Below are 21,048 nucleotides of genomic sequence, written 5' to 3' on the forward strand. Positions count from 1 at the left end.
ATGAAAACGGCGATCTTCGGATCGCCTTTTTTTGTCTGTCGATTGCGCTGGTGATTTCACAGGATCGCGCGGTAGCTGCCGAGCGCTTGAATCGACTTCTTCAACCCCTGACGTTGTAGCAAACTCAGAAACGATTCGACGTCCATCGTGGGTGTTTTCAATTGTTTGCGTTGGTGCTGCGCGGCTGCGACAACGGCTGCCGAATCCAGATGAAACAGGTTTTCGACGAACTCATCCGGGTGTTGCGCCTCAATACCGAAAGGGGCGAGGTATTTGTCGGGAAAATCTTTCAAATTAAACGTCACGATCACGCCAGCATTGCAACGAATCGCTGCTGCCAGAACATGGCGGTCATCCAGATCGGGCAATGACAATCCACTGACCAAATTTTCATAGTCGTAGACGCAGGCATCGGGAATCGCCTGATCCATCAGCTCCGAGGTGCGATCCAATTGCTCGATTGTCAGGTCAGTGCGGTTCTTCAACAGATTGCGTTTCCATTCGCCGTGAATCTCCTTGGTCCATCGTGCCCGGAATAGCCCTGAGAGGGCTAACCACATCAAAAAGTCTCTCAATGGGGCTGGGTACAAAACACATGCATCGGCTCTTTATTGGCGAGGCAGCAGTGAAAGAGGAATGCCTCACTCGTAACCTGTCCTTAACGCTTGTGCCTGCTCTGCGAGAAGCATCATTGCCTGCTCGCTGGCGCTGTCACGCCGGGTCTTATAATCCATCAGATCGGCAAAGCGCACACGTCGGTGCTTGCCGGTTTTGTGGTAGGAAATCTCGCCACTTTCCAGCAGTTTAATCATGTGCGGGCGTGAGACGTTGAGCAGGTCGGCGGCTTCTTGGGTGGTCAGTTCGGCGTGTACTGGCACGACTTTAACGGCGTTGCCCTCTGCCAGCGCTGTAAGAATGTCAGCAAGCAAGCGCAGGGCGGACGTTGGCAACTCGACACGATGAGCTTCGTTCTGCTCATCGAAGATATGTATGTGCTGGGTTTCGAATTGGGTAGCGAGGTAAGCGGCCAAGGCACGCTGGCCCTCGATGGCGGCTTTGATCTCGCGCTCTACGGGGAGGGTGACCGGCGGATGAATAACAATCGACATGATGGTTTTCCAGCTTTCTGAAAAGACAATGTCGGGACGTTATTCGAATTAAACGAAAATCGCAATAAACGAAACGTTACGCGTCAATGGTTGCTCACTAGAAGCCCGTGGACACACTCAACAATCGCCCTTGCCTTGGCACTCGCCATCTGCCCCGTCGGAAAAACCGCCCACACATCGTTATCCGGCAGCGTCCACTCCTACAGGGGAGTCGTATTGATTAAAACGAGGCTTTACCGACCTAGGAGCCGCCATCGACGAACAATGTCTGCCCGGTGATGAAGCCACTCTGTTCTGAAGGTAGAAACTGCCATTGCCATAACAATCCCTTCTGGTCTTCCATTGTTCAGGGCTTTGGATGTGAGCCGCTGAGTGTAATCGGGTCCGGTTGCGATGCAATCAATCACATTCTGTAAAACAACCGGGCGTCGCTTCCAGAATTTCTATGCTTGAGTAAATATAACTCTAGAGTTATTTTTGTGAGACCAAGGCAAGGAGGCGGTTGGTGCAGAGCAGGCTATTGATCAAGGAGTTGGAGGATGCAGGCTGGACGCTGGATCGGGTCACTGGCAGTCATCACATCTTCAGGCACCGATACAACCCGTACACGATTCCCGTTCCTCACCCGAAAAAGGATTTGCCACTGGGGACGGTCAAAAGCATCAGGAGGCGTGCCGGGTTGTACAACCCGCCAGCCAGTTATGAAGGAGATCCGTAATGCAATATCCAATCTGCATCGAATGGGGTGATGAAAATACCGCCATCGGTATTCAGATCCCTGATATTCCCGGCGCAGTAACGGCAGGGGATAGCTTTGAAGATGCCTACAAGGCTGCGGTTGAAGTCGCCCACATCATGCTGCAGGAGATCGCGGCAGACGGGGAGTCGATTCCTATGCCGACTTCGGCATCTGCTCATCGCAGTAATCCGGACTTTGCCGATATGGGATGGGGCATGCTCGAGCTGGACATTTCGCCGTATCTGGGCAAGACCGAGAAGGTCAACGTAACGCTGCCCGGTTACGTGATTCAGCGCATCGATCGTTATGTGCGCGAACACAATGTCAAAAGCCGCTCCTCCTTTCTGGCGGATGCGGCAATGGAGAAACTGGTTCGTTATTAAGCTTCCTCGCTCCCCCAGGCTCAGTGAATAACCTGTGGGAGCGAGCCTGCTCGCGAAGCTTTTGACGCTTCACGCAGTCGCCAATGAACCACGCTGCGAAACACTCAAAAACCGCAACAATGCCAACAGCGGGAACGCACTGCCGACAATCACGATCCACAACCAGCCGCCATGCTCATACACCGCACTGGCCACGGACGAGCCGAAGGCGCCGCCGATGAAGATGCTGGTCATGTACAGCGCGTTCAAACGGCCACGGCTTTTCGCGTCCAGTGAGTAGACCGCGCGTTGGCCGAGCACCATGTTCATTTGTACGCAGAAATCGAGCACCACGCCGGTCACGGCCAGGCCGATGACGCTGTAAGCCGGGTGAATGAAGGCGGGCAGGAAGCTCAGGCTGGCGAACAGCATGGCCAGCAGCGAAGCGATGCGGGTGTGGCCGGCGTCGGCCAGGCGTCCGCTGATCGGTGCGGCGATGGCACCAATGGCACCGACCAAAGCAAAGATCGCGATTTCGCTTTGCGACAGGCCATGGTTACGCGCCAGTTCCAGCGGCACAGCGGTCCAGAACAGACTGAACGCGGCGAACATGCAGCCCTGATAAAACGCCCGTTGGCGCAGTACCGGTTGCTGGCGCAGGAGTGTCCACAGTGAACCGATCAGTTGGCCGTAGGTGGCGCTGTGATCCGGTTGTCGCTTGGGTACGGTCAATGCCAGCACGACGCTGATCGCCGCCATCAATGCGGCAGCAATCATGAACATCGCCCGCCAGCCCAAGTGGTCGGCAACCACGCTCGACACCGGCCGTGCCAGCAAAATACCCAGCAACAAACCGCCCATGATCCCGCCTACTACACGGCCACGAGATTCTTCCGGCGCCAAATGCGCCGCGAGTGGAATCAGAATCTGCACCGACACCGAACTGAAGCCCACCAACAAAGAGATCAGCAAAAACACATTCGGTTGATCGGTAAACGCCGCCGCCAACAGGCTGGCAATCGCCACCCCCGTGGTGATGATCATCAACCGGCGGTTTTCCAGCAGATCGCCCAGCGGCACCAGGAAGAACAGGCCCAGCGCATAACCGATCTGCGTCAGCGAGACGATGAAGCTGGCCATGGTGTCGGAGAGACCGATGTCCGGCGCGATCAGACCGATTATCGGCTGTGCGTAGTAGATGTTGGCAACAATGGCGCCGCAGCAGAAGGCGAACAGCAGCACCATGCCTCGGGTCATTGCGTGAGTGGTGGTGGTCATAAGGTTTCTCGATCCAGCGAAAGGGAATGCAGTGAGGCTATGGGACAAACCGCGCGGGCAAAAGACGCCGGCGGTTGATATCAGTTATTCCGTTGCGGAATGACCGTGTGCAATCTGCTGTCATTCATCGGCGGACCTTGCGTCCGACCGTTGAGGGTCGATGATACATTCACTTACATCCTGTTCGATAGCGTGCTTATGTTTGCATCGGCTTGTTCACGTTCATCACCGGAGGATTGCCATGAAGCTTCGCCTTACTGCAACGATTGTCCTGATCAGCCTGCTGGGCGCGATGAGCGTGCAGGCTGCTGATGCCCCCGGCATGCGCCTCGGCGTGCGCGGTGAGATCACCGGGGTCAGCGCCGACAGCTTGAAAGTCCACGTCAACAGTGGTGAGAACGTGGTGATCCAGTTAACTGGCGACACCAAGGTTCGCGCCGTTACTCTGGCCAATATCGAAGACATCAAACCCGGCAGCTACATTGGTTCGGCGGCAATGCCCCAGGAAGATGGCACGCTCAAGGCGCTGGAAGTGCATGTGTTTCCGCCGGAATTGGCCGGAAGTGGCGATGGTCATCGGCCGTTCGATCTGGCCAAGGGCAGCAGCATGACCAATGGCAGCGTCGGCGATCTGGTGGTGAGCAACGGGCGGGTGCTGACGGTGAACTACAAGGGCGGACAGCAAAAGATACTGGTGCCGGAGGATGTGCCGATCGTCAATCTGGTGCCGGGGGATCGGAGTTTGCTGAAGGTTGGGGTGAAGATTGTGACGTTCGTGACGCAGAGCGCGGATGGCACGCTGACGGCGCAGTCGATTTCTGCGGGGAAGGACGGGGTGACGCCGCCGATGTAGAAGCCCCTCACCCTAGCCCTCTCCCGGAGGGAGAGGGGACTGACCGAGGTGTCTGGCGCTATACATCGACCTGAAAGACTTGCAGCGATTATGGATTCACAGCAGCACTTTCAGGTCGGAAAATCTTTTGAGCATCCCACGGTTGGCCCCCTCTCCCTCTGGGCGGTCCGACGTTTCGGGAGGGCTGGGGTGAGGGTAAAGCGCCCACAAAAAAGGCGACCCTTGCGGATCGCCTTTTTCATGTCAGCTTAAACCTTACTGCCCGCTATAAATCTGATCAAAAACCCCACCATCATTGAAGTGAGTCTTCTGCACTGTACGCCAGTCACCAAAGGTCTTCTCCACCGAAAGGAAGTCAACTTTCGGGAAGCGATCGGTGTACTTCGCCAACCCCGCCGGATCACGCGGGCGCAGGTAGTTCGCCGCCGCAATTTCCTGACCTTCCGGCGACCACAGGAACTTCAGGTATTCATCCGCCGCCGCACGCGAGCCTTTCTTGTCGACCACTTTGTCGACCACCGACACCGGTGGCTCGGCTTCAGCGGAAACACTCGGGTAGATCACTTCAAACTGATCACGACCAAACTCGCGGGCAATCATTTCGGCTTCGTTTTCGAAGGTCACCAGCACGTCGCCGATCTGGTTGGTCATGAACGTGGTGGTGGCGGCGCGGCCACCGGTGTCCAGCACTGGCGCCTGCTTGAACAGTTTGCCGACGAAGTCCTTGGCCTTGTTCTCGTCGCCGCCGTTCTTCAGCACATAACCCCAGGCCGACAGGTAGGTGTAGCGGCCATTACCCGAGGTTTTCGGGTTTGGCACGATCACTTGCACGCCGTCCTTGAGCAGATCCGGCCAGTCTTTCAGGGCTTTCGGGTTGCCTTTGCGCACGATGAACACGGTGGCCGAAGTGAACGGCGCGCTGTTGTTCGGCAGGCGCGTGACCCAGTTCTCCGGAACCAGTTTGCCGTTGTCGGCGAGGGCGTTGATGTCGGTGGCCATGTTCATGGTGATGACGTCAGCCGGCAGGCCATCGATCACCGAGCGCGCTTGCTTGCTCGAACCGCCGAAGGACATCTGCACGGTGATGTTTTCGTTGTGCTCGGCTTGCCAGTGTTTTTGGAACGCAGTGTTGTAGTCCTTGTAGAAATCGCGCATCACGTCGTAGGAAACGTTGAGCAGCGTCGGGGCTGCCTGGGCGATGTTGGCCAAGGCCAGGCCGGCGGCGAGAAGTGAGGCGCCAAAGAGTTTTTTCACTGCGCATTCCTTGTTGTTTGCGTATGTATCGGGGGGGGGGGTGATGTTCAATTGCCACTGACTATAACGGGGCACGCATAGTCGTTTAAAGATTAAAAAGCTCTTTGCTTATTCCAGTTTCTTGAACAAGGCATTGCCACATCGCGAGCAGAACGCCGCGCCATGCTCGTGGCTGTTTTTCTTGCACACCGGGCAGTCGTGTTGCAACTGTTCACCGCGCATGGCGTTGGCCAGTTCGGCGGTAAAAATCCCCGTCGGCACGGCGATGATCGAGTAACCGGTGATCATCACCAGCGACGAAATCACCTGGCCCAACGGGGTCTTCGGCACGATGTCGCCGAAGCCCACCGTGGTCAAGGTGACGATAGCCCAATAGATGCCTTTGGGAATGCTGGTGAAGCCGTGCTCCGGGCCTTCGATCACGTACATCAGGGTGCCGAACACCGTCACCAGCGTGCAGACGCTGACCAGAAACACCACGATTTTCTGCTTGCTGCCACGCAGCGCCGACATCAAATAGTTGGCTTGCTTGAGGTACGGGCTGAGCTTGAGCACACGGAAAATCCGCAGCATGCGGATGATCCGAATGATCAGCAGGTACTGCGCATCGCTGTAATACAGGGCGAGGATGCCCGGCACGATCGCCAGCAAATCCACCAGCCCGTAAAAGCTGAAGGCGTAGCGCAACGGCTTCGGTGAGCAATACAGACGCAGGATGTACTCGCCGAGAAAGATGATCGTGAAGCCCCATTCGATGTAGGCCAGCACGTCGGCGTAGTTCTGGTGAATGCTGTCGATGCTGTCGAGCATCACGATCACCAGACTGGAGAGGATGATCAACAGCAGGATGCCGTCGAAGCGACGCCCGGCAAGGGTGTCGCTCTGGAAAATCATCACGTAAAGCCGTTCGCGCCAATTGTTGCTGCTGTCCATGGATAACGCCTGAATCGAAGATCAGCGCAGCCTAGGTTGATTCTCCCCATGAGCGCAAGGCGCACGCTCAACCGGGGTTTTGCCGAGCATCTGGATGCCGGCGCGGATCAGCCAGCCGGCGAGGATGAACGGCGCGGTCAGGGTGGCGAGGCCAACGGCAGCAAACAGTGGCGTCACCAGCAGCGCCAGGACGATGCCGAGTAGTGGCAGCCACGGTTGTTGGCGTTGCGCACTGAAGGCGAGGGCGGCCAGCACGGCGTTGTAGCTGCCCAAACCTAAAAGCGCAGCGCTGGTTTCGTGGTGCAGCAGGCTTGAGGCCAGACCGATGGCTGACGCCAGCATTGCCCAGCAAAACGCCCGGCGATCAGCCATCAGCAAACCAATGGCGATGAGCGCGCCGGCCAGCGGATGACCGAGAAACATCACTTGACCCAGACCGCGCAGTTCGGCGGCGAGCAGATTCAGCGTGTTCATCTCGATGTGCGCCATCGGCGCTGACGGTTCTGCGAACGGCAGCAGAACCCAGCTCAGCGCCACGAACGGCGAGGTGTAGGCCGGAATCGATCGGCTGCGGTACACATGTTTGAGCCATTGCTGCGTGGCCATGGCGCTCAAGCCGCCGGCGGCGAGAATCAGCGGCGGCAGCATCGGCGACCAAGGGAAATACAGGCTCAGCAGCAGGCCGAGCAGGATGCCGTTGTAGCTGAACAATCCGGCCTGACGATCAGCCTTGGCGTAGTTACGCCGTTGCGCCGTGAGCAAACCGGCGACGGCACCGAGCAGCGCTCCGGCGAACAGCACCGGCGCGGTTAGCAGGATCGCCAACAGACACAGCAGGCCGCATAGCGGATGGCGCTGGAGGAATATTTGACTGAAACCGTTGAGCAAAGCCTCGGCCCAGTCGGGGCAGTGGGTGTTGAAATGATTGGCAGGCATGGCAGTTCATTCGGTACTGATCGTTCCCACGTCGAGGCGTCGAACCGTCTGCGTGGGAATGCCTCAAAGGACGCTCTGCGTCTGCTCTTGGGACGCGGAGCGTCCCGGGCCGCATTCCCACGCGGAGCGTGGGAACGATCATGGTGGGCGGTTAAATCAACGTTTCGATCCGCAGCGAGTTAGTCGATCCCGGCTGGCCAAATGGCACGCCGGCAGTGATCAGCAGCGTGTCGCCACGCTCGGCCATGCCTTGGGCCTGGGCGATTTCCAGCGCGGTCGAGCAGACTTCGTCGACCTGACGCAGGTGATCGTTGACCACCGAATGAATCCCCCACGCCACGCTCAGACGCCGCGCGGTTTGCAGGTTCGGCGTCAGGTTGAGGATCGGCGCTTTCGGCCGTTCCCGCGCCGTACGCAAACTCGATGCACCCGACTCGCTGTAGTTGACCAACACCGCCACCGGCAGCACGTTGCTGATACGACGGATCGCGCAGCTGATTGCGTCGGAAACGGTCGCTTCCGCCTTCGGCCGGCTGACGTCGAGCTGAGTCTGATAATCCGGGCCGTTCTCCACCTGGCGGATGATCTTGCTCATCATCTGCACGGCTTCCAGCGGGTATTCGCCGGACGCGGTTTCTGCTGACAGCATCACCGCATCGGCACCTTCGGCCACGGCGTTGGCAACGTCAGTCACTTCGGCACGGGTCGGGGCAGGGGAGAAGCGCATCGACTCGAGCATTTGCGTCGCCACCACCACCGGTTTGCCCAGTTCGCGGCAGGTGGTGATGATGTTTTTCTGAATCTGCGGCACGCTTTCCGCTGGCACTTCGACGCCGAGGTCGCCACGAGCAACCATGATCGCGTCGCTCAATTCAGCGATTTCGCGCAGTTGCTCAACGGCGGAAGGCTTCTCGATTTTCGCCATCAGAAAGGCTTTGTCACCGATCAGTGCGCGGGCTTCGACGATGTCTTGCGGGCGCTGCACAAACGACAGCGCGACCCAGTCCACACCCAGCTCCAGACCGAAGCTCAGGTCACGACGATCCTTGGCGGTCAGCGGGCTGAGGTCGAGCACCGCTTGCGGTACGTTGACGCCTTTGCGGTCCGACAGTTCGCCGCCGTTGAGCACGGTAGTATCAATCGCGTCGGCGTATTTGCTGACCACACGCAGACGCAGTTTGCCGTCGTCGAGCAGCAGATCCATGCCCGCTTCCAGCGCTTCGATGATCTCCGGATGCGGCAGATTGACCCGGCGCTCATCGCCCGGTGTCGCGTCCAGATCGAGACGGAAGGCCTGACCACGATGCAGCTGCACCTTGCCGTCGGCGAACTTGCCGACGCGCAGTTTCGGCCCCTGCAAGTCCATCAGAATGCCCAGCGGGTAGTTGAGCTGGCGCTCGACTTCGCGGATCCACTGATAGCGCTTGGCGTGGTCGGCATGATCGCCGTGGCTGAAGTTCAGGCGGAAGATATTCACCCCGGCCTCGACCAGTTCACGGATGTCTTCGATGCCATCGACAGCAGGACCGAGGGTGGCGAGGATTTTGACCTTTTTATCAGGCGTCATGATTTGCAGCTCTCAAGGATCAGAATGGCGCGGAAGTCGTTGACGTTGGTGCGGGTCGGCTCGGTGACGATTAGCGCATCGAGCGCCGCGAAATAGCCGTAGCCGTTGTTGTTATCCAGCTCGTCGCTGGCGCTCAAACCGAGGGCGGCGGCGCGGGCGTAGCTGTCCGGGGTCATAATCGCGCCGGCGTTGTCTTCCGAGCCATCAATGCCGTCGGTGTCACCGGCCAGGGCATAAACGCCGGGCTGGCCTTTGAGGTTGTCGGTGAGGCTCAAGAGGAATTCGGCGTTGCGTCCGCCACGGCCATTGCCGCGCACGGTCACGGTGGTTTCGCCGCCGGACAAAATCACGCACGGCGCTGCCAATGGCTGGCCGTGGTTGATGATCTGGCGGGCGATACCGGCGTGGACTTTCGCCACTTCGCGCGACTCACCTTCGAGGTCGCCGAGGATCAGCGTGCTGAAACCGGCCTGACGGCATTTCACTGCGGCGGCATCCAGCGATTGCTGAGGACGGGCGATCAACTGGAAGTGGCTGCGAGCGAGGCTCGGGTCACCGGGTTTGACGGTTTCCGACTCCGGGCTTTGCAGCCAGTTGCGCACTGAAGCAGGGATCTCGATGCCGTAGCGCTTGATGATTGCCAGGGCTTCGGCAGAAGTGCTCGGGTCGGCCACGGTCGGGCCGGAAGCGATGACCGTGGCGAGGTCGCCCGGGACATCGGAAATCGCGTAGGTATAAACAGTGGCAGGCCAGCAGGCCTTACCGAGACGGCCGCCCTTGATCGCCGAGAGGTGCTTGCGCACGCAGTTCATCTCGCCGATGGTCGCGCCGGATTTGAGCAGGGCTTTGTTGATCGACTGCTTGTCGGCGAGGGTGATGCCTTCGGCCGGCAACGCCAGCAGGGCCGAGCCACCACCGGAGAGCAGGAAGATCACGCGGTCGTCTTCAGTCAGGTTGCTGACCAGTTCGAGCACACGTTTGGCCACGGCCAGGCCGGCAGCGTCCGGCACCGGGTGCGCGGCTTCGACCACTTCGATTTTTTCGCACGGGGCGCCGTGACCATAACGGGTCACCACCAGGCCAGACACTTCACCCTCCCAGCAACGCTCGACCACTTGCGCCATGGCGGCAGCGGCTTTGCCGGCACCGATGACGATCACCCGACCGCTGCGATTGGCAGGCAAATGGGCTTCGAGGACTTGGTTCGGATGGGCCGCGTCGATGGCTGTGGCAAACAGCTCGCGCAGCAGTTGTTGCGGATCGACCGACATGGCGGGCTCCCGGAATTCTTGTTATTCGAAAGGGCAACTCAGATCACTGTAGGAGTGAGCCTGCTCGCGATTCAGGCGCCGCGGTAAATCTGACTCACCGCGGTGACTTCATCGCGAGCAGGCTCACTCCTACAGGTTTGATGAAGGCTTATTTGTTGTCGCGAATCGAGAAGTTAGCCATGTGCTCCAGACCTTTGATCAGCGCCGAGTGATCCCAGTTGCTGCCACCGATCGCTGCGCAGGTGCTGAACACTTGCTGGGCATTGGCGGTGTTCGGCAGGTTGATGTTCAGCTCCTTGGCGCCTTGCAGGGCCAGGTTCAGGTCTTTCTGGTGCAGGCTGATGCGGAAGCCTGGATCGAAAGTGCCTTTGATCATGCGCTCGCCGTGCACTTCAAGGATCTTCGAGGAAGCGAAACCGCCCATCAGTGCTTCACGCACCTTGGCTGGATCAGCACCGTTTTTCGAAGCGAACAGCAGGGCTTCGGCGACGGCCTGAATGTTCAGCGCAACGATGATCTGGTTGGCGACTTTGGCGGTTTGACCGTCGCCATTGCCACCGACCAGGGTGATGTTCTTGCCCATGGCCTGGAACAGCGGCAGCGCGCGTTCGAAGGCATCGGCGTCGCCACCGATCATGATGCTCAGGGTCGCGGCTTTGGCGCCGACTTCACCGCCGGAAACCGGTGCGTCGAGGTACTGCGCGCCTTTTTCGTTGATCTTCGCCGCGAAAGCTTTGGTGGCGGTCGGCGAGATCGAGCTCATGTCGATGACGATTTTGCCTTTGCTCAGACCAGCGGCAACGCCGTCGGCGCGGAACAGTACGTCGTCGACCTGTGGGGTATCCGGGACCATGACGATGATGAATTCAGCTTCCTGCGCGACTTCGCGCGGGTTGGCCAGGGCGACGGCGCCAGCGGCAACCAGGTCGGCAGGGGCGGCGTCGTGGTGCGCCGACAGGAACAGGCTGTGACCGGCTTTCTGCAGGTTCGAAGCCATTGGGTGGCCCATGATGCCGGTGCCGATAAATCCGATTTTAGCCATGAGAAAATCCTCTTGTTTTTGTCTTTCCCCTGTAGGAGCTGCCGCAGGCTGCGATCTTTTGATCTTGATCTTCAAAATAACAAGATCAAAAGATCGCAGCCTGCGGCAGCTCCTACAGGGTCATGTGTTTGTCAGATTGCGTTGTGCGACTTCAGCCAGCCGAGACCTGCTTCGGTGGTAGTCAGCGGCTTGTATTCGCAACCCACCCAACCCTGATAACCGATGCGGTCGAGGTGTTCGAACAGGAAGCGGTAGTTGATTTCACCGGTGCCGGGTTCGTTGCGCCCCGGGTTGTCCGCGAGCTGCACATGGTTGATCTCGCCCAGGTGCGATTGCAGGGTGCGGGCCAGATCGCCTTCCATGATTTGCATGTGATAAATGTCGTATTGCAGGAACAGATTGGCGCTGCCGACCTGCTCGCGAATCGACAGGGCTTGCGCCGTGTTGTTCAGGTAGAAGCCCGGGATGTCGCGGGTGTTGATCGCTTCCATCACCAGTTTGATGCCCGCTGCCTGCAGTTTGTCGGCGGCGTATTTCAGGTTGGCGACGAAGGTCTTTTCTACCGTGGCATCGTCAACGCCTTGCGGACGGATACCGGCCAGGCAGTTGATCTGGGTGTTGCCCAGCACTTGTGCGTAGGCAATCGCCAGATCGACACCGGCGCGGAACTCTTCGACCCGATCCGGCAAACACGCGATACCGCGTTCGCCCTTGGCCCAGTCACCGGCCGGCAGGTTGAACAGCACTTGGGTCAGACCGTTGGCGTCGAGTTTGGCCTTGATTTCGGCAGAGCTGAAATCGTACGGGAACAGGTACTCGACACCGCTGAAACCGGCCTTGGCGGCGGCGTCGAAACGGGCAAGGAAATCCTGTTCGGTGAACAGCATGGACAGGTTGGCTGCGAAACGCGGCATGGTGGTCTCCTGAAAAACGGATGTGACACGGTTGGTCAGAATGTTCGCGATCAGTCCCCTCTCCTGGGGGAGAGGGTTAGGGTGAGGGGGATCCTGAGTCTGATCCGAATTTTGCGATCACCGCAAAACCTTTCCCTCACCCCAGCCCTCTCCCGGAGGGAGAGGGAGCTAATTACGATCAATCAAGCAGCGAAATCGCCGTTGGCGCATCGTTGCCGACCAGCGCCAGGTCTTCGAATTCGTTGACGGCGTTGATCTCGGTACCCATGGAGATATTGGTCACACGCTCCAGAATGATCTCGACGATCACCGGCACCTTGAACTCTTCGATCATCTGTTCGGCCTTGCGCAGGGCAGGGGCGATTTCCGATGGTTCGAATACACGCAGCGCCTTACAGCCAAGGCCTTCAGCCACTGCGACGTGGTCAACACCGTAACCGTTGAGTTCCGGCGCGTTCAGGTTATCGAAGGACAGCTGCACGCAGTAGTCCATTTCGAACCCGCGCTGCGCCTGACGGATCAGACCCAGGTACGAGTTGTTCACCACAACGTGGATGTACGGCAGTTTGAACTGAGCGCCGACCGCCAGTTCTTCGATCATGAACTGGAAGTCATAGTCCCCCGACAGGGCCACGACTTTGCGGTTCGGATCGGCCTTCACCACGCCCAGCGCTGCCGGAATGGTCCAGCCCAACGGGCCTGCCTGGCCACAGTTGATCCAGTGACGCGGCTTGTAGACGTGCAGGAACTGCGCGCCGGCAATCTGCGACAGACCAATGGTGCTGACGTAGCAAGTGTCCTTGCCGAACACCTGATTCATTTCTTCGTAAACGCGCTGTGGTTTGACCGGCACGTTGTCGAAGTGGGTCTTGCGGTGCAGGCTGGCTTTGCGCTGCTGGCAGTCTTGCAGCCAGGCGCTGCGGTTCTTCAGCTTGCCGGCGGCTTGCCATTCACGGGCCACTTCGATGAACACGGTCAGTGCGGCAGCAGCGTCGGAAACGATGCCCAGATCCGGCGTGAACACACGCCCGATCTGCGTGCCTTCGATGTCGACGTGAATGAACTTGCGGCCTTCGGTGTAAACGTCAACCGAGCCGGTGTGACGGTTGGCCCAACGGTTACCGATACCCAACACCACGTCGGATTTCAGCATGGTGGCGTTGCCGTAACGGTGCGAAGTCTGCAGGCCGACCATGCCGACCATCAACGGGTGATCGTCAGGGATGGTGCCCCAGCCCATCAGGGTCGGGATAACCGGGATGCCGGTCAGCTCAGCGAATTCAACCAGCAGATCGCTGGCGTCGGCGTTGATGATGCCGCCGCCGGCAACCAGCAATGGACGCTCGGCTTGATCAAGCAGAGCCAAAGCCTTCTCGACCTGAACGCGGGTGGCGGTCGGTTTGGCCAATGGCAGCGGCTGGTAAGCGTCGATGTCGAATTCGATCTCGGCCATCTGCACGTCGAACGGCAGGTCGATCAGCACCGGGCCTGGACGGCCGGAGCGCATCTCAAAGAACGCTTTCTGAAACGCGTAAGGCACTTGGCCCGGTTCCAGAACAGTGGTCGCCCACTTGGTGACTGGCTTGACGATGCTGGTGATGTCGACAGCCTGGAAGTCTTCCTTGTGCATACGGGCGCGGGGTGCCTGGCCGGTAATGCAGAGGATTGGAATCGAGTCGGCCGAGGCGCTGTAGAGCCCGGTGACCATGTCGGTACCGGCAGGGCCGGAAGTACCGATGCACACGCCGATGTTGCCGGCCTTGGTGCGGGTGTAGCCCTCGGCCATGTGCGAGGCGCCTTCAACGTGGCGAGCAAGGACGTGATCGATGCCACCGACTTTCTGCAAGGCGGAGTACAGCGGGTTGATGGCAGCGCCCGGGATGCCAAAAGCGGTATCAACCCCTTCACGGCGCATCACCAGAACGGCGGCTTCGATTGCTCTCATTTTGCTCATGGTTTTGTGCCTCTTTACGTTTTGTAATTGTATACAAGTGGCTTTGCGCAGAGTGTATTCACGGCGGACGGCGCAGGTCAATCCATTTTCTCAAGCGCCTGTTTCATTCGTCGGAAGCCTTTCTGAGTGTGGCTTTTCGTCGCATGTGGCGCTTTTCGAGAATTATTGTATACAAAAAAATAACTCATTGTGTTCTATTTGTTGCATCGGGCTGCGGCAGAAAAGCGCAGCCCCACGACTTTCCCTATAACAAAATGAGGACGGCACCATGAGCGCTTTAACCTTGAAAGTCGCAGTCAACCTGGTCAACGAAGCCATCAACGCAGGGCGCGGCATCAACGCCGCCCCCCTGACAATCGCGGTACTCGATACCGGCGGCCACCTGATCACCCTGCAACGCGAAGACGGCGCCAGCCTGCTGCGCCCGAACATCGCCATCGGCAAAGCCTGGGGCGCCATCGCGCTGGGCAAAGGCTCACGCCTGCTGGCACTCGACGCGCAACAACGGCCAGCCTTCATTGCCGCACTCAACAGCATGGGCCAGGGCAGCGTCGTGCCGGCACCGGGTGGTGTGTTGATTCGGGATCAGGCAGGGAATGTGCTGGGCGCGATCGGCATCAGCGGGGATTTGTCGGATATCGATGAGCAGGTTGCGATTAAAGCGGTGGAGGCGTTGGAGTTGAGGGCGGATGCGGGGGTGGCGGCCTGACCGGAAAATAAATCAGCACGTCTGATGGCGTGATGATGACGAAGCGGGGCGGGGTCTATAGACTGCCGCCCCTCTCGTTTATGTATCAAGGAAGATCTGCGTGAAGACGCTATTTGCCATGACGATGGCCGCCGCCATCACCCTCTGCACGCCCGTCCTGCATGCGACGGAAGCCCCCGACGCCGACGAAATCGCCTTTAACGCGCTGAGCCCGGTGGTTTCTGCACTGCTCAACGCCGACGATGTATCGGACTTGATGGAGCGGGCCGAGAAGCTCGAGGAAACCGACACGTTGCAGGCAATTGCGGTTTACCTGGCAGCCTCCCGTGAAGATCCCAAGCAACTGCTGGCGCCTTATCAGGTGGCGGCGCTGTTTGCCCGCCGTGGCGATGATCGACTGGCGCTGCGCTATCTGCAGGAGGCCGATGACCGTGGCCTGTGGTTCGGCCCGCTGCTGGCAGGGGACGAAGACTTCTCCGAGCTCCGCGACACCGCCACCTACAAATCCGTACTGGCCAGCGCGCAGCAGCGTTACAAGAAAATCGCCGAGGGCAAGGTTGGCGCGATTTCCGTGCTCAATCCGTCGGCGAAGATCCCTGCGCCCAAAGCCTGCCGCCCGGTGGTGGTGTGGCTGCACGGTTACGGTGTCAATGGCGAGCTGGATGCAGACTACCAGCCGCTGGCCGACACCGGCGCAATCATTCTGGGGATCAACGGCACGCAAATGATCAACGCGGTCGACAGCTTCCGTTGGATCGGCCCCGGTTTCGAAGGCACCCATCAAACCGTGCAGAAAGGCCTCAAAGCCCTCGAAGCCCAGCAATGCATCGATCGCAAACGCGTGTTCCTGATTGGCTTCTCGCAAGGTTCGCAACACGCCGGCGCGCTATTGGCGCAACACCCGGACGATTACGCCGGCGCACTGCTGCTGTCACCCGGCGGCAATCAACCGACGCCCACCGAAAGCAAGGCGCGCGGCAAGCGTGTGTTTGTCATCAATGGCAAAAAAGAAGGGCCGGGCAATCTACAGATGAGCGCCGATTTCCGCCAATTGTTCAGCGACGGCAACGAGGTCAAATCCCGCACTCATGAGGCTGGACATACTTTCCCGGACGACTGGAGCACCTCGCTGCCGCAGGCGTTGCGCTGGTTGATGGGGGAGGAGGTTTGAGATGCGGGTGTATCGGTTTGATCGCTAGCGTCTGATCGATTGTCATCGCTGGCAAGCCAGCTCCCACAAGGTTTTTTGTCTTGTTCAGATTTTGTAACCAATACAAAAACCTGTGGGAGCTGGCTTGCCAGCGATGGCGGCCTGACTGACACATCAAGAAAAAAGACCAGCCCGCCGTATAGACCACAGAGGACTAGCCTTCTGATGAACCCATCATGAAGGGGCAATGGATTGCCTGATCTTCCTGCTTCACATCGTCTGCGAGCCGGTCGCTATGCCGAGCCCAACCGCATCTATCTACTGACCACGAACACTCTTGATCGAAAACCCATCTTCGCCAATTTCTCTCTGGGCAGATTGGTCGTTCATCAATTTCGTCGCGCGCAAAATGTTGGACTGGCAAAGTCGTTGGCATGGGTAGTCATGCCGGATCATTTTCATTGGTTGATTGAGCTGGAAAACTGTTCGCTCAGAAGGCTGATGAGGGAAACCAAATCTTTGATTGCTCGGGACGTGAACGAGTGCAGCGGTCGAAGCGGGCCGCTTTGGCAGCAAGGCTTTCATGATCGTGCACTGCGGCGGGAGGAGGATTTGGTGAAGATGGCGCGGTATGTAGTGGCCAACCCATTGCGGGCAGGCTTGGTGGAAAAGCTGGGTGATTATCCGCTGTGGGATGCCATTTGGATTTGATCTGAAACCGAGTTGCCTTCATCGCTGGCAAGCCAGCTCCCACAGGTTTTTGTGCTGGACAAAGATTTTGCATTTCTGCATGAGTGATTGTGGGAGTTGGCAAGCCAGTCCTGTGTTGGATACAAATTTTGCAAACAACAGAAATCCCTGTGGGAGTTGGCAAGCCAGTCCTGTGTTGGATACAAATTTTGCAAACAACACAAATCCCTGTGGGAGCTGGCTTGCCAGCGATAGCATCACCGCGGTCTTACTGATCCGGCTCACACCCCTTCAACACCAACCGGATAATCGTTTGTGCCGCCGCCTCGTAATCCGCCTCGTCCAGCTTGTCCTTGCCGGTCACAGCAGAAATCTGCCAGTCGAAGTCGGCGTAGGTCTGGGTCGCGGCCCAGATGCTGAACATCAGGTGATTAGGGTCGATCGGGGCGATCTGGCCGCGATCAATCCAGCTCTGGATGCAGTCGATGTTGTGCTTGGCCTGGCCGTTGAGCTGCTCGACCAGGTCGGTGCTCAGGTGCGGGGCGCCGTGCATGATTTCGCTGGCGAATACTTTCGAGGCGAAGGGCAGGTCGCGGGAGATGCGGATCTTCGAGCGGATGTAGCCGCTCAGCACTTCGCTCGGCACACCGTCGGGATTGAACGGCGTCGACGCCTGCAGAATCGGCACGATGATGCTTTCCAATACCTCGCGGTAAAGGTTTTCCTTGGACTTGAAGTAGTAGTAGACGTTGGGCTTGGGCAATCCCGCCTTGGCGGCGATGTCGCTGGTTTTGGTCGCAGCGAAGCCCTTGTCGGCAAACTCCTCACTGGCGGCACGCAGGATCAGTTCTTTGTTGCGCTCGCGGATTGTGCTCATAAACCCGGTGGTTCCTTGCCTGTTCTGGCGGTTGCGCATGGTAGCACCGGCCTCGCGCGACGCTCAAGAATGCCCCGCGTGGTCTAAGGTCGCGTTATGCTTCGCAACATTCATACATAAAAGGAAACAGGATTCATGGCAGGAAGCAGTTTGCTGGTGCTGGTCGACGATATTGCCACCGTGCTGGACGACGTGGCGTTGATGAGCAAAATGGCCGCCAAGAAGACCGCCGGCGTGCTCGGCGACGATCTTGCGCTCAACGCCCAGCAGGTCTCCGGCGTGCGTGCCGAGCGGGAAATTCCTGTGGTCTGGGCCGTGGCCAAGGGGTCGTTCGTCAACAAGCTGATTCTGGTGCCCTCGGCGCTGGCGATCAGTGCGTTCGTGCCATGGCTGGTGACGCCGCTGTTGATGGTTGGCGGTGCTTACTTGTGTTTCGAAGGGTTCGAGAAACTCGCGCACAAATTTCTGCACAGCAAGGCAGAAGACGAAACCGAACATGCGCAACTGACTGAGGCGGTAGCCGATCCGGCGACTGATCTGGTGGCGTATGAGAAAGACAAGATCAAGGGCGCGATTCGCACTGACTTCATCCTCTCGGCAGAGATTATCGCCATCACCTTGGGTACCGTGGCAACGGCCTCGCTGACGCAGCAAGTGATCGTGATGTCCGGCATTGCGATTGTGATGACGGTGGGCGTTTATGGCCTGGTGGCGGGCATCGTCAAACTCGACGATCTTGGTTTGTGGCTGACCCAGAAGCCTGGGCAGGTCGCGAAGAAAGTCGGCAGCGCCATTCTGAGCGCGGCACCGTACATGATGAAAACCCTGTCGGTGGTCGGTACGGCAGCGATGTTCCTGGTCGGCGGCGGCATCCTCACCCACGGCGTGCCGGTGGTGCATGACTGGATTGAAGGCGTAGGCGCGGCGGCCGGCAGTGTCGGGTTTGCGGTGCCGATGTTGCTTAATGGTGTGGCGGGGATCATTGCCGGTGCGGTGGTGTTGGCGGTGGTTTCTGTCGTCGGCAAAATCTGGAAATCCCTGAAAAACTGACATTCAACACAAAACCCTTGTAGGAGTGAGCCTGCTCGCGATAGCGGTGTATCAGCCCCACAAGTGTCGCCTGACACACCGCTATCGCGAGCAGGCTCACTCCTACAGTTTGATCTTTTGTTGTGCCATGAAAAAGGGCCATTCGACTCGCATCGAATGGCCCTTTTTTGTACCTGCCGAAAACTATTCGGCAATCTGCAACTTGCGCGCCTCGGTATACACGTAGCGCACCTTCTCGTACTCGAACGGTGAGTTCATCTGGCCATAACGGAAGCTGGTCTGGTAGCGCTTGTCGACGGCACGCAGGGCCCAGACTTCCGGATGGTTGGAGCTGACTTCCGAGACATTGAGGAAGTTGATCGCCGATTCGGCGGTGTAATCGACGGCCAGGCCAGCAGTGTCACGGATATTCGACGGGCCGAAGATCGGCAGTACGAAGTAGGCGCCACCCGGTACACCATAGAAGCCCAGGGTCTGACCGAAGTCTTCGCTCTGGCGCGGCAGGCCCATGGCGGTCGCCGGATCCCACAAGCCAGCAATACCGATGGTGGTATTGAGCAGCAGGCGTGCGGTGGTTTCCATCGAGCGCTGGCCCTTGAACTGCAACAGGCTGTTCAGCAGGTTCGGTACATCGCCGAGGTTATTGAAGAAGTTGCTTACCCCAGTGCGCACAAAGCTTGGCGTGACGTAACGATAGCCATCGACCACCGGCAGAAATACCCATTGGTCGAAGCGGTAATTGAAGTGGTAAACCCGGCGGTTCCACGATTCCAGCGGGTCATAGACGTTCAGCGCGTTGAGCGTCGAACGCTCGAATTCGCGTTGATCCAGGCCTGGGTTGAATTTGAGTTTGGACAGCGGCTCTTTGAAGCCGTCGCTGTCGACCACAACCGGCGCGTTGGCTTTACTGTTGTCGGCCTGGACCACGCCTGTGCAGAGGAGCGCAGCAATCAGCAGGAGATATTTAGCCACGGAAGAACTCCAGCATGGCGTCGCTGTTGACGCGATAGTTAATGTTGCCGCAATGGCCGCCCAGTGGATAAACGGTCAAGCGATCACCGAAGGTCTTGCGCAGGAAGCCGAGGTCGCCCGGGCCGAGGATCACGTCGTCGGCGTTGTGCATTACGGCGATTTTCGGGCTGTCGTGCAGGTAATCCTTGAGCGCGTACAGGCTGACCTGATCGATCAGTTGCAGCAGGCTGCCGCCGTCGGTGCGTGCACGCCACATCGGAATCACCTGATCGGTCAGGTAGCAATCGAAGTCGCATTGCAGCGCACGCTTGAGGAACGGCGTGAGGCTGGTGCCTTCGGTGATGGGGAATTTCGGTGGCGTGATCAGGCCGCGACGGTTGATCAGATCCGACGTGAAGGCAATGTCGGCCGCCGAGAAACGGAACGAGGTGCCGATCAGCATCGCCATCTGTTCGTTGGTCAGGTGCTGCTTGGACTGCTGGAAGTCGTAAAGCAATGCATCGTTGAGGTCGATGTAGCCTTTCTGCTGGAAGTAGCGAGTCAACTTGCTCAGCACCAACTCATAGAACGTGGTGCTGGTGTTGATACCTTTAACTTCGGTTTGCACCAGTTTGTCGAGGTTGGTGATCGAGGTGTAGAGGTTCACCGGCGGATTGAGCAGCAGGACTTTCTTGAAGTTGAAGCTACGACGGGTTTCGTCCAGGTGCGCAACGAATGCAGCATCAAGGGCACCGAGGCTGTAGCCGGTCAGGTAATACTCGGTCACTGGCACTTTCGGATTTTGCGCGCGCACGGCCTGCATCACCCGGTACATGTCTTCGGCGTCTTCTTTGGTCACGCCCGGCGTGGCGAAGCGCGAGGCGGCACTGATGAAGTCGAAACTGGTCGGCGACGACAGCTGCACGACGTGGTAGCCGGCCTTGTAGTAGAGCTTTTTCAGGTATTCGTTGAGTGTGCTGTCATAACGCGCGCCGGTGCCTGCGATCAGGAAGATCAACGGCGCCGGCTTGTCCTGGGTGGCGATGCGGTAGGTGAGCTTTTTTACCGCCCAGAAGTTGTCCGGCAAGATGAACTCTCGCTCCGGGCGCAACGTCAGGCTGCGGTCCGACTGATTGATGTCGTCGTCCAGCGGCAATTCCGGGCGCAAGTCCGGCGGCGTCGTGGCGATGGTCGCCTCGAACGGGTTGGTCAGGGGGTAGCCATAACTGGCGGCATCGATATCTACCGCCAGTGCGGACGCACTCAAAATAAGGCCGCTGAACAGCGCGGCGAAGCGCAAGGAACGGAGCATGACTAGATCCCTTAGAGGAAGGTGCCGAATGAAGTTCGCAGGCTATGACCACCGGGTTTGCGCCAAAGTGCCATGCTGCGGCACCAAACAGGCAGAA

21 protein-coding genes and 1 pseudogene are annotated in these 21,048 nt (G+C 58.6%); 7 read left to right on the forward strand and 15 right to left on the reverse strand.

Features of this window, described 5'->3' with window-relative positions:
* Nucleotides 1–56: 56 nt before the first annotated feature.
* The 3 genes and pseudogenes from AK821_RS17850 to AK821_RS31195 all read right to left on the reverse strand — a co-directional run.
* Nucleotides 57–560: a PIN domain-containing protein gene (locus tag AK821_RS17850; protein WP_007919956.1), complete on the reverse strand. Its 504-nt coding sequence runs from the start codon at nucleotides 558–560 to the stop codon at nucleotides 57–59.
* 81 nt (nucleotides 561–641) lie between these two features.
* Nucleotides 642–1,109, reverse strand: coding sequence for a helix-turn-helix domain-containing protein (locus AK821_RS17855; protein ID WP_007919953.1), 468 nt, complete (start codon nucleotides 1,107–1,109; stop codon nucleotides 642–644).
* 241 nt (nucleotides 1,110–1,350) lie between these two features.
* Nucleotides 1,351–1,429, reverse strand: a pseudogene (locus tag AK821_RS31195) (SDR family oxidoreductase); the annotation flags it as partial.
* 185 nt (nucleotides 1,430–1,614) lie between these two features.
* Here AK821_RS31195 and AK821_RS17860 point away from each other — a divergent pair.
* Both AK821_RS17860 and AK821_RS17865 read left to right on the forward strand, forming a co-directional pair.
* The gene (locus tag AK821_RS17860; protein WP_064390886.1) at nucleotides 1,615–1,827 is read left to right on the forward strand and encodes a type II toxin-antitoxin system HicA family toxin; all 213 of its coding nucleotides are present in this window, start codon (nucleotides 1,615–1,617) and stop codon (nucleotides 1,825–1,827) included.
* Nucleotides 1,827–2,231, forward strand: coding sequence for a type II toxin-antitoxin system HicB family antitoxin (locus tag AK821_RS17865; protein ID WP_064390887.1), 405 nt, complete (start codon nucleotides 1,827–1,829; stop codon nucleotides 2,229–2,231). The genes AK821_RS17860 and AK821_RS17865 overlap by 1 nt, the downstream gene beginning before the upstream one ends.
* A gap of 69 nt (nucleotides 2,232–2,300) precedes the next feature.
* On the opposite strand, the gene AK821_RS17870 is transcribed toward AK821_RS17865, so the two are convergent.
* Entirely contained in the window at nucleotides 2,301–3,488 is a 1,188-nt protein-coding gene (locus AK821_RS17870) for an MFS transporter (protein WP_064390888.1), read from the reverse strand.
* A 241-nt stretch (nucleotides 3,489–3,729) separates the two neighbouring features.
* Between AK821_RS17870 and AK821_RS17875 the strand changes: the two genes are divergently transcribed.
* Complete coding sequence (locus AK821_RS17875) at nucleotides 3,730–4,341, forward strand: DUF5666 domain-containing protein (protein WP_064390889.1); 612 nt, start codon at nucleotides 3,730–3,732, stop codon at nucleotides 4,339–4,341.
* A gap of 255 nt (nucleotides 4,342–4,596) precedes the next feature.
* Here AK821_RS17875 and AK821_RS17880 read toward each other — a convergent pair whose 3' ends face one another.
* From AK821_RS17880 to gcl, 8 genes are all read right to left on the reverse strand, one after another.
* Nucleotides 4,597–5,595, reverse strand: a complete 999-nt coding sequence (locus AK821_RS17880) for a sulfate ABC transporter substrate-binding protein (protein WP_064390890.1) — start codon at nucleotides 5,593–5,595, stop codon at nucleotides 4,597–4,599.
* 108 nt (nucleotides 5,596–5,703) lie between these two features.
* Entirely contained in the window at nucleotides 5,704–6,528 is an 825-nt protein-coding gene (locus tag AK821_RS17885) for an ion transporter (RefSeq protein WP_064390891.1), read from the reverse strand.
* Nucleotides 6,529–6,549: 21 nt separating this feature from the next.
* A complete protein-coding gene (locus AK821_RS17890) occupies nucleotides 6,550–7,464 on the reverse strand; it encodes an urea transporter (protein ID WP_064390892.1) in 915 nt (304 codons plus the stop codon).
* Nucleotides 7,465–7,615: 151 nt separating this feature from the next.
* The gene (pyk, locus tag AK821_RS17895; protein ID WP_064390893.1) at nucleotides 7,616–9,031 is read right to left on the reverse strand and encodes a pyruvate kinase; all 1,416 of its coding nucleotides are present in this window, start codon (nucleotides 9,029–9,031) and stop codon (nucleotides 7,616–7,618) included.
* Complete coding sequence (locus AK821_RS17900; protein WP_064390894.1) at nucleotides 9,028–10,302, reverse strand: glycerate kinase type-2 family protein; 1,275 nt, start codon at nucleotides 10,300–10,302, stop codon at nucleotides 9,028–9,030. Before AK821_RS17900 ends, pyk begins: the two co-directional genes overlap by 4 nt.
* A 148-nt stretch (nucleotides 10,303–10,450) precedes the next feature.
* A complete protein-coding gene (locus AK821_RS17905; protein ID WP_007919937.1) occupies nucleotides 10,451–11,344 on the reverse strand; it encodes a 2-hydroxy-3-oxopropionate reductase in 894 nt (297 codons plus the stop codon).
* Nucleotides 11,345–11,475: 131 nt separating this feature from the next.
* Nucleotides 11,476–12,258 (reverse strand): hydroxypyruvate isomerase, encoded by a 783-nt coding sequence (gene hyi, locus AK821_RS17910; protein ID WP_064390895.1) that lies wholly within the window; start codon nucleotides 12,256–12,258, stop codon nucleotides 11,476–11,478.
* A 178-nt stretch (nucleotides 12,259–12,436) separates the two neighbouring features.
* A complete protein-coding gene (gcl, locus tag AK821_RS17915; RefSeq protein WP_008083509.1) occupies nucleotides 12,437–14,212 on the reverse strand; it encodes a glyoxylate carboligase in 1,776 nt (591 codons plus the stop codon).
* 268 nt (nucleotides 14,213–14,480) lie between these two features.
* Here gcl and AK821_RS17920 point away from each other — a divergent pair, with 268 nt between their 5' ends.
* From AK821_RS17920 to AK821_RS17930, 3 genes are all read left to right on the forward strand, one after another.
* Nucleotides 14,481–14,921 (forward strand): GlcG/HbpS family heme-binding protein, encoded by a 441-nt coding sequence (locus AK821_RS17920; protein WP_038363926.1) that lies wholly within the window; start codon nucleotides 14,481–14,483, stop codon nucleotides 14,919–14,921.
* Between the two features lie 100 nt (nucleotides 14,922–15,021).
* Nucleotides 15,022–16,092: an alpha/beta hydrolase gene (locus AK821_RS17925; protein WP_152974177.1), complete on the forward strand. Its 1,071-nt coding sequence runs from the start codon at nucleotides 15,022–15,024 to the stop codon at nucleotides 16,090–16,092.
* Nucleotides 16,093–16,323: 231 nt separating this feature from the next.
* The gene (locus tag AK821_RS17930; RefSeq protein WP_064390897.1) at nucleotides 16,324–16,782 is read left to right on the forward strand and encodes an REP-associated tyrosine transposase; all 459 of its coding nucleotides are present in this window, start codon (nucleotides 16,324–16,326) and stop codon (nucleotides 16,780–16,782) included.
* A 247-nt stretch (nucleotides 16,783–17,029) separates the two neighbouring features.
* Here AK821_RS17930 and AK821_RS17935 read toward each other — a convergent pair whose 3' ends face one another.
* Nucleotides 17,030–17,638: a TetR/AcrR family transcriptional regulator gene (locus AK821_RS17935; protein ID WP_064390898.1), complete on the reverse strand. Its 609-nt coding sequence runs from the start codon at nucleotides 17,636–17,638 to the stop codon at nucleotides 17,030–17,032.
* A gap of 135 nt (nucleotides 17,639–17,773) precedes the next feature.
* Here AK821_RS17935 and AK821_RS17940 point away from each other — a divergent pair, with 135 nt between their 5' ends.
* Nucleotides 17,774–18,688, forward strand: a complete 915-nt coding sequence (locus tag AK821_RS17940; protein ID WP_064390899.1) for a DUF808 domain-containing protein — start codon at nucleotides 17,774–17,776, stop codon at nucleotides 18,686–18,688.
* A gap of 183 nt (nucleotides 18,689–18,871) precedes the next feature.
* Here AK821_RS17940 and AK821_RS17945 read toward each other — a convergent pair whose 3' ends face one another.
* Together AK821_RS17945 and AK821_RS17950 are read right to left on the reverse strand one after the other, a co-directional pair.
* Complete coding sequence (locus AK821_RS17945; protein ID WP_064390900.1) at nucleotides 18,872–19,660, reverse strand: MlaA family lipoprotein; 789 nt, start codon at nucleotides 19,658–19,660, stop codon at nucleotides 18,872–18,874.
* On the reverse strand, nucleotides 19,653–20,951 hold the full coding sequence (locus AK821_RS17950; RefSeq protein WP_064390901.1) for a hypothetical protein: 1,299 nt from the start codon (nucleotides 20,949–20,951) through the stop codon (nucleotides 19,653–19,655). Before AK821_RS17950 ends, AK821_RS17945 begins: the two co-directional genes overlap by 8 nt.
* Between the last annotated feature and the right edge of the window lie 97 nt (nucleotides 20,952–21,048).

Origin of the sequence: Pseudomonas sp. RIT-PI-r, assembly GCF_001297015.1 — a bacterium.
In the GTDB taxonomy this organism is placed as follows: domain Bacteria; phylum Pseudomonadota; class Gammaproteobacteria; order Pseudomonadales; family Pseudomonadaceae; genus Aquipseudomonas.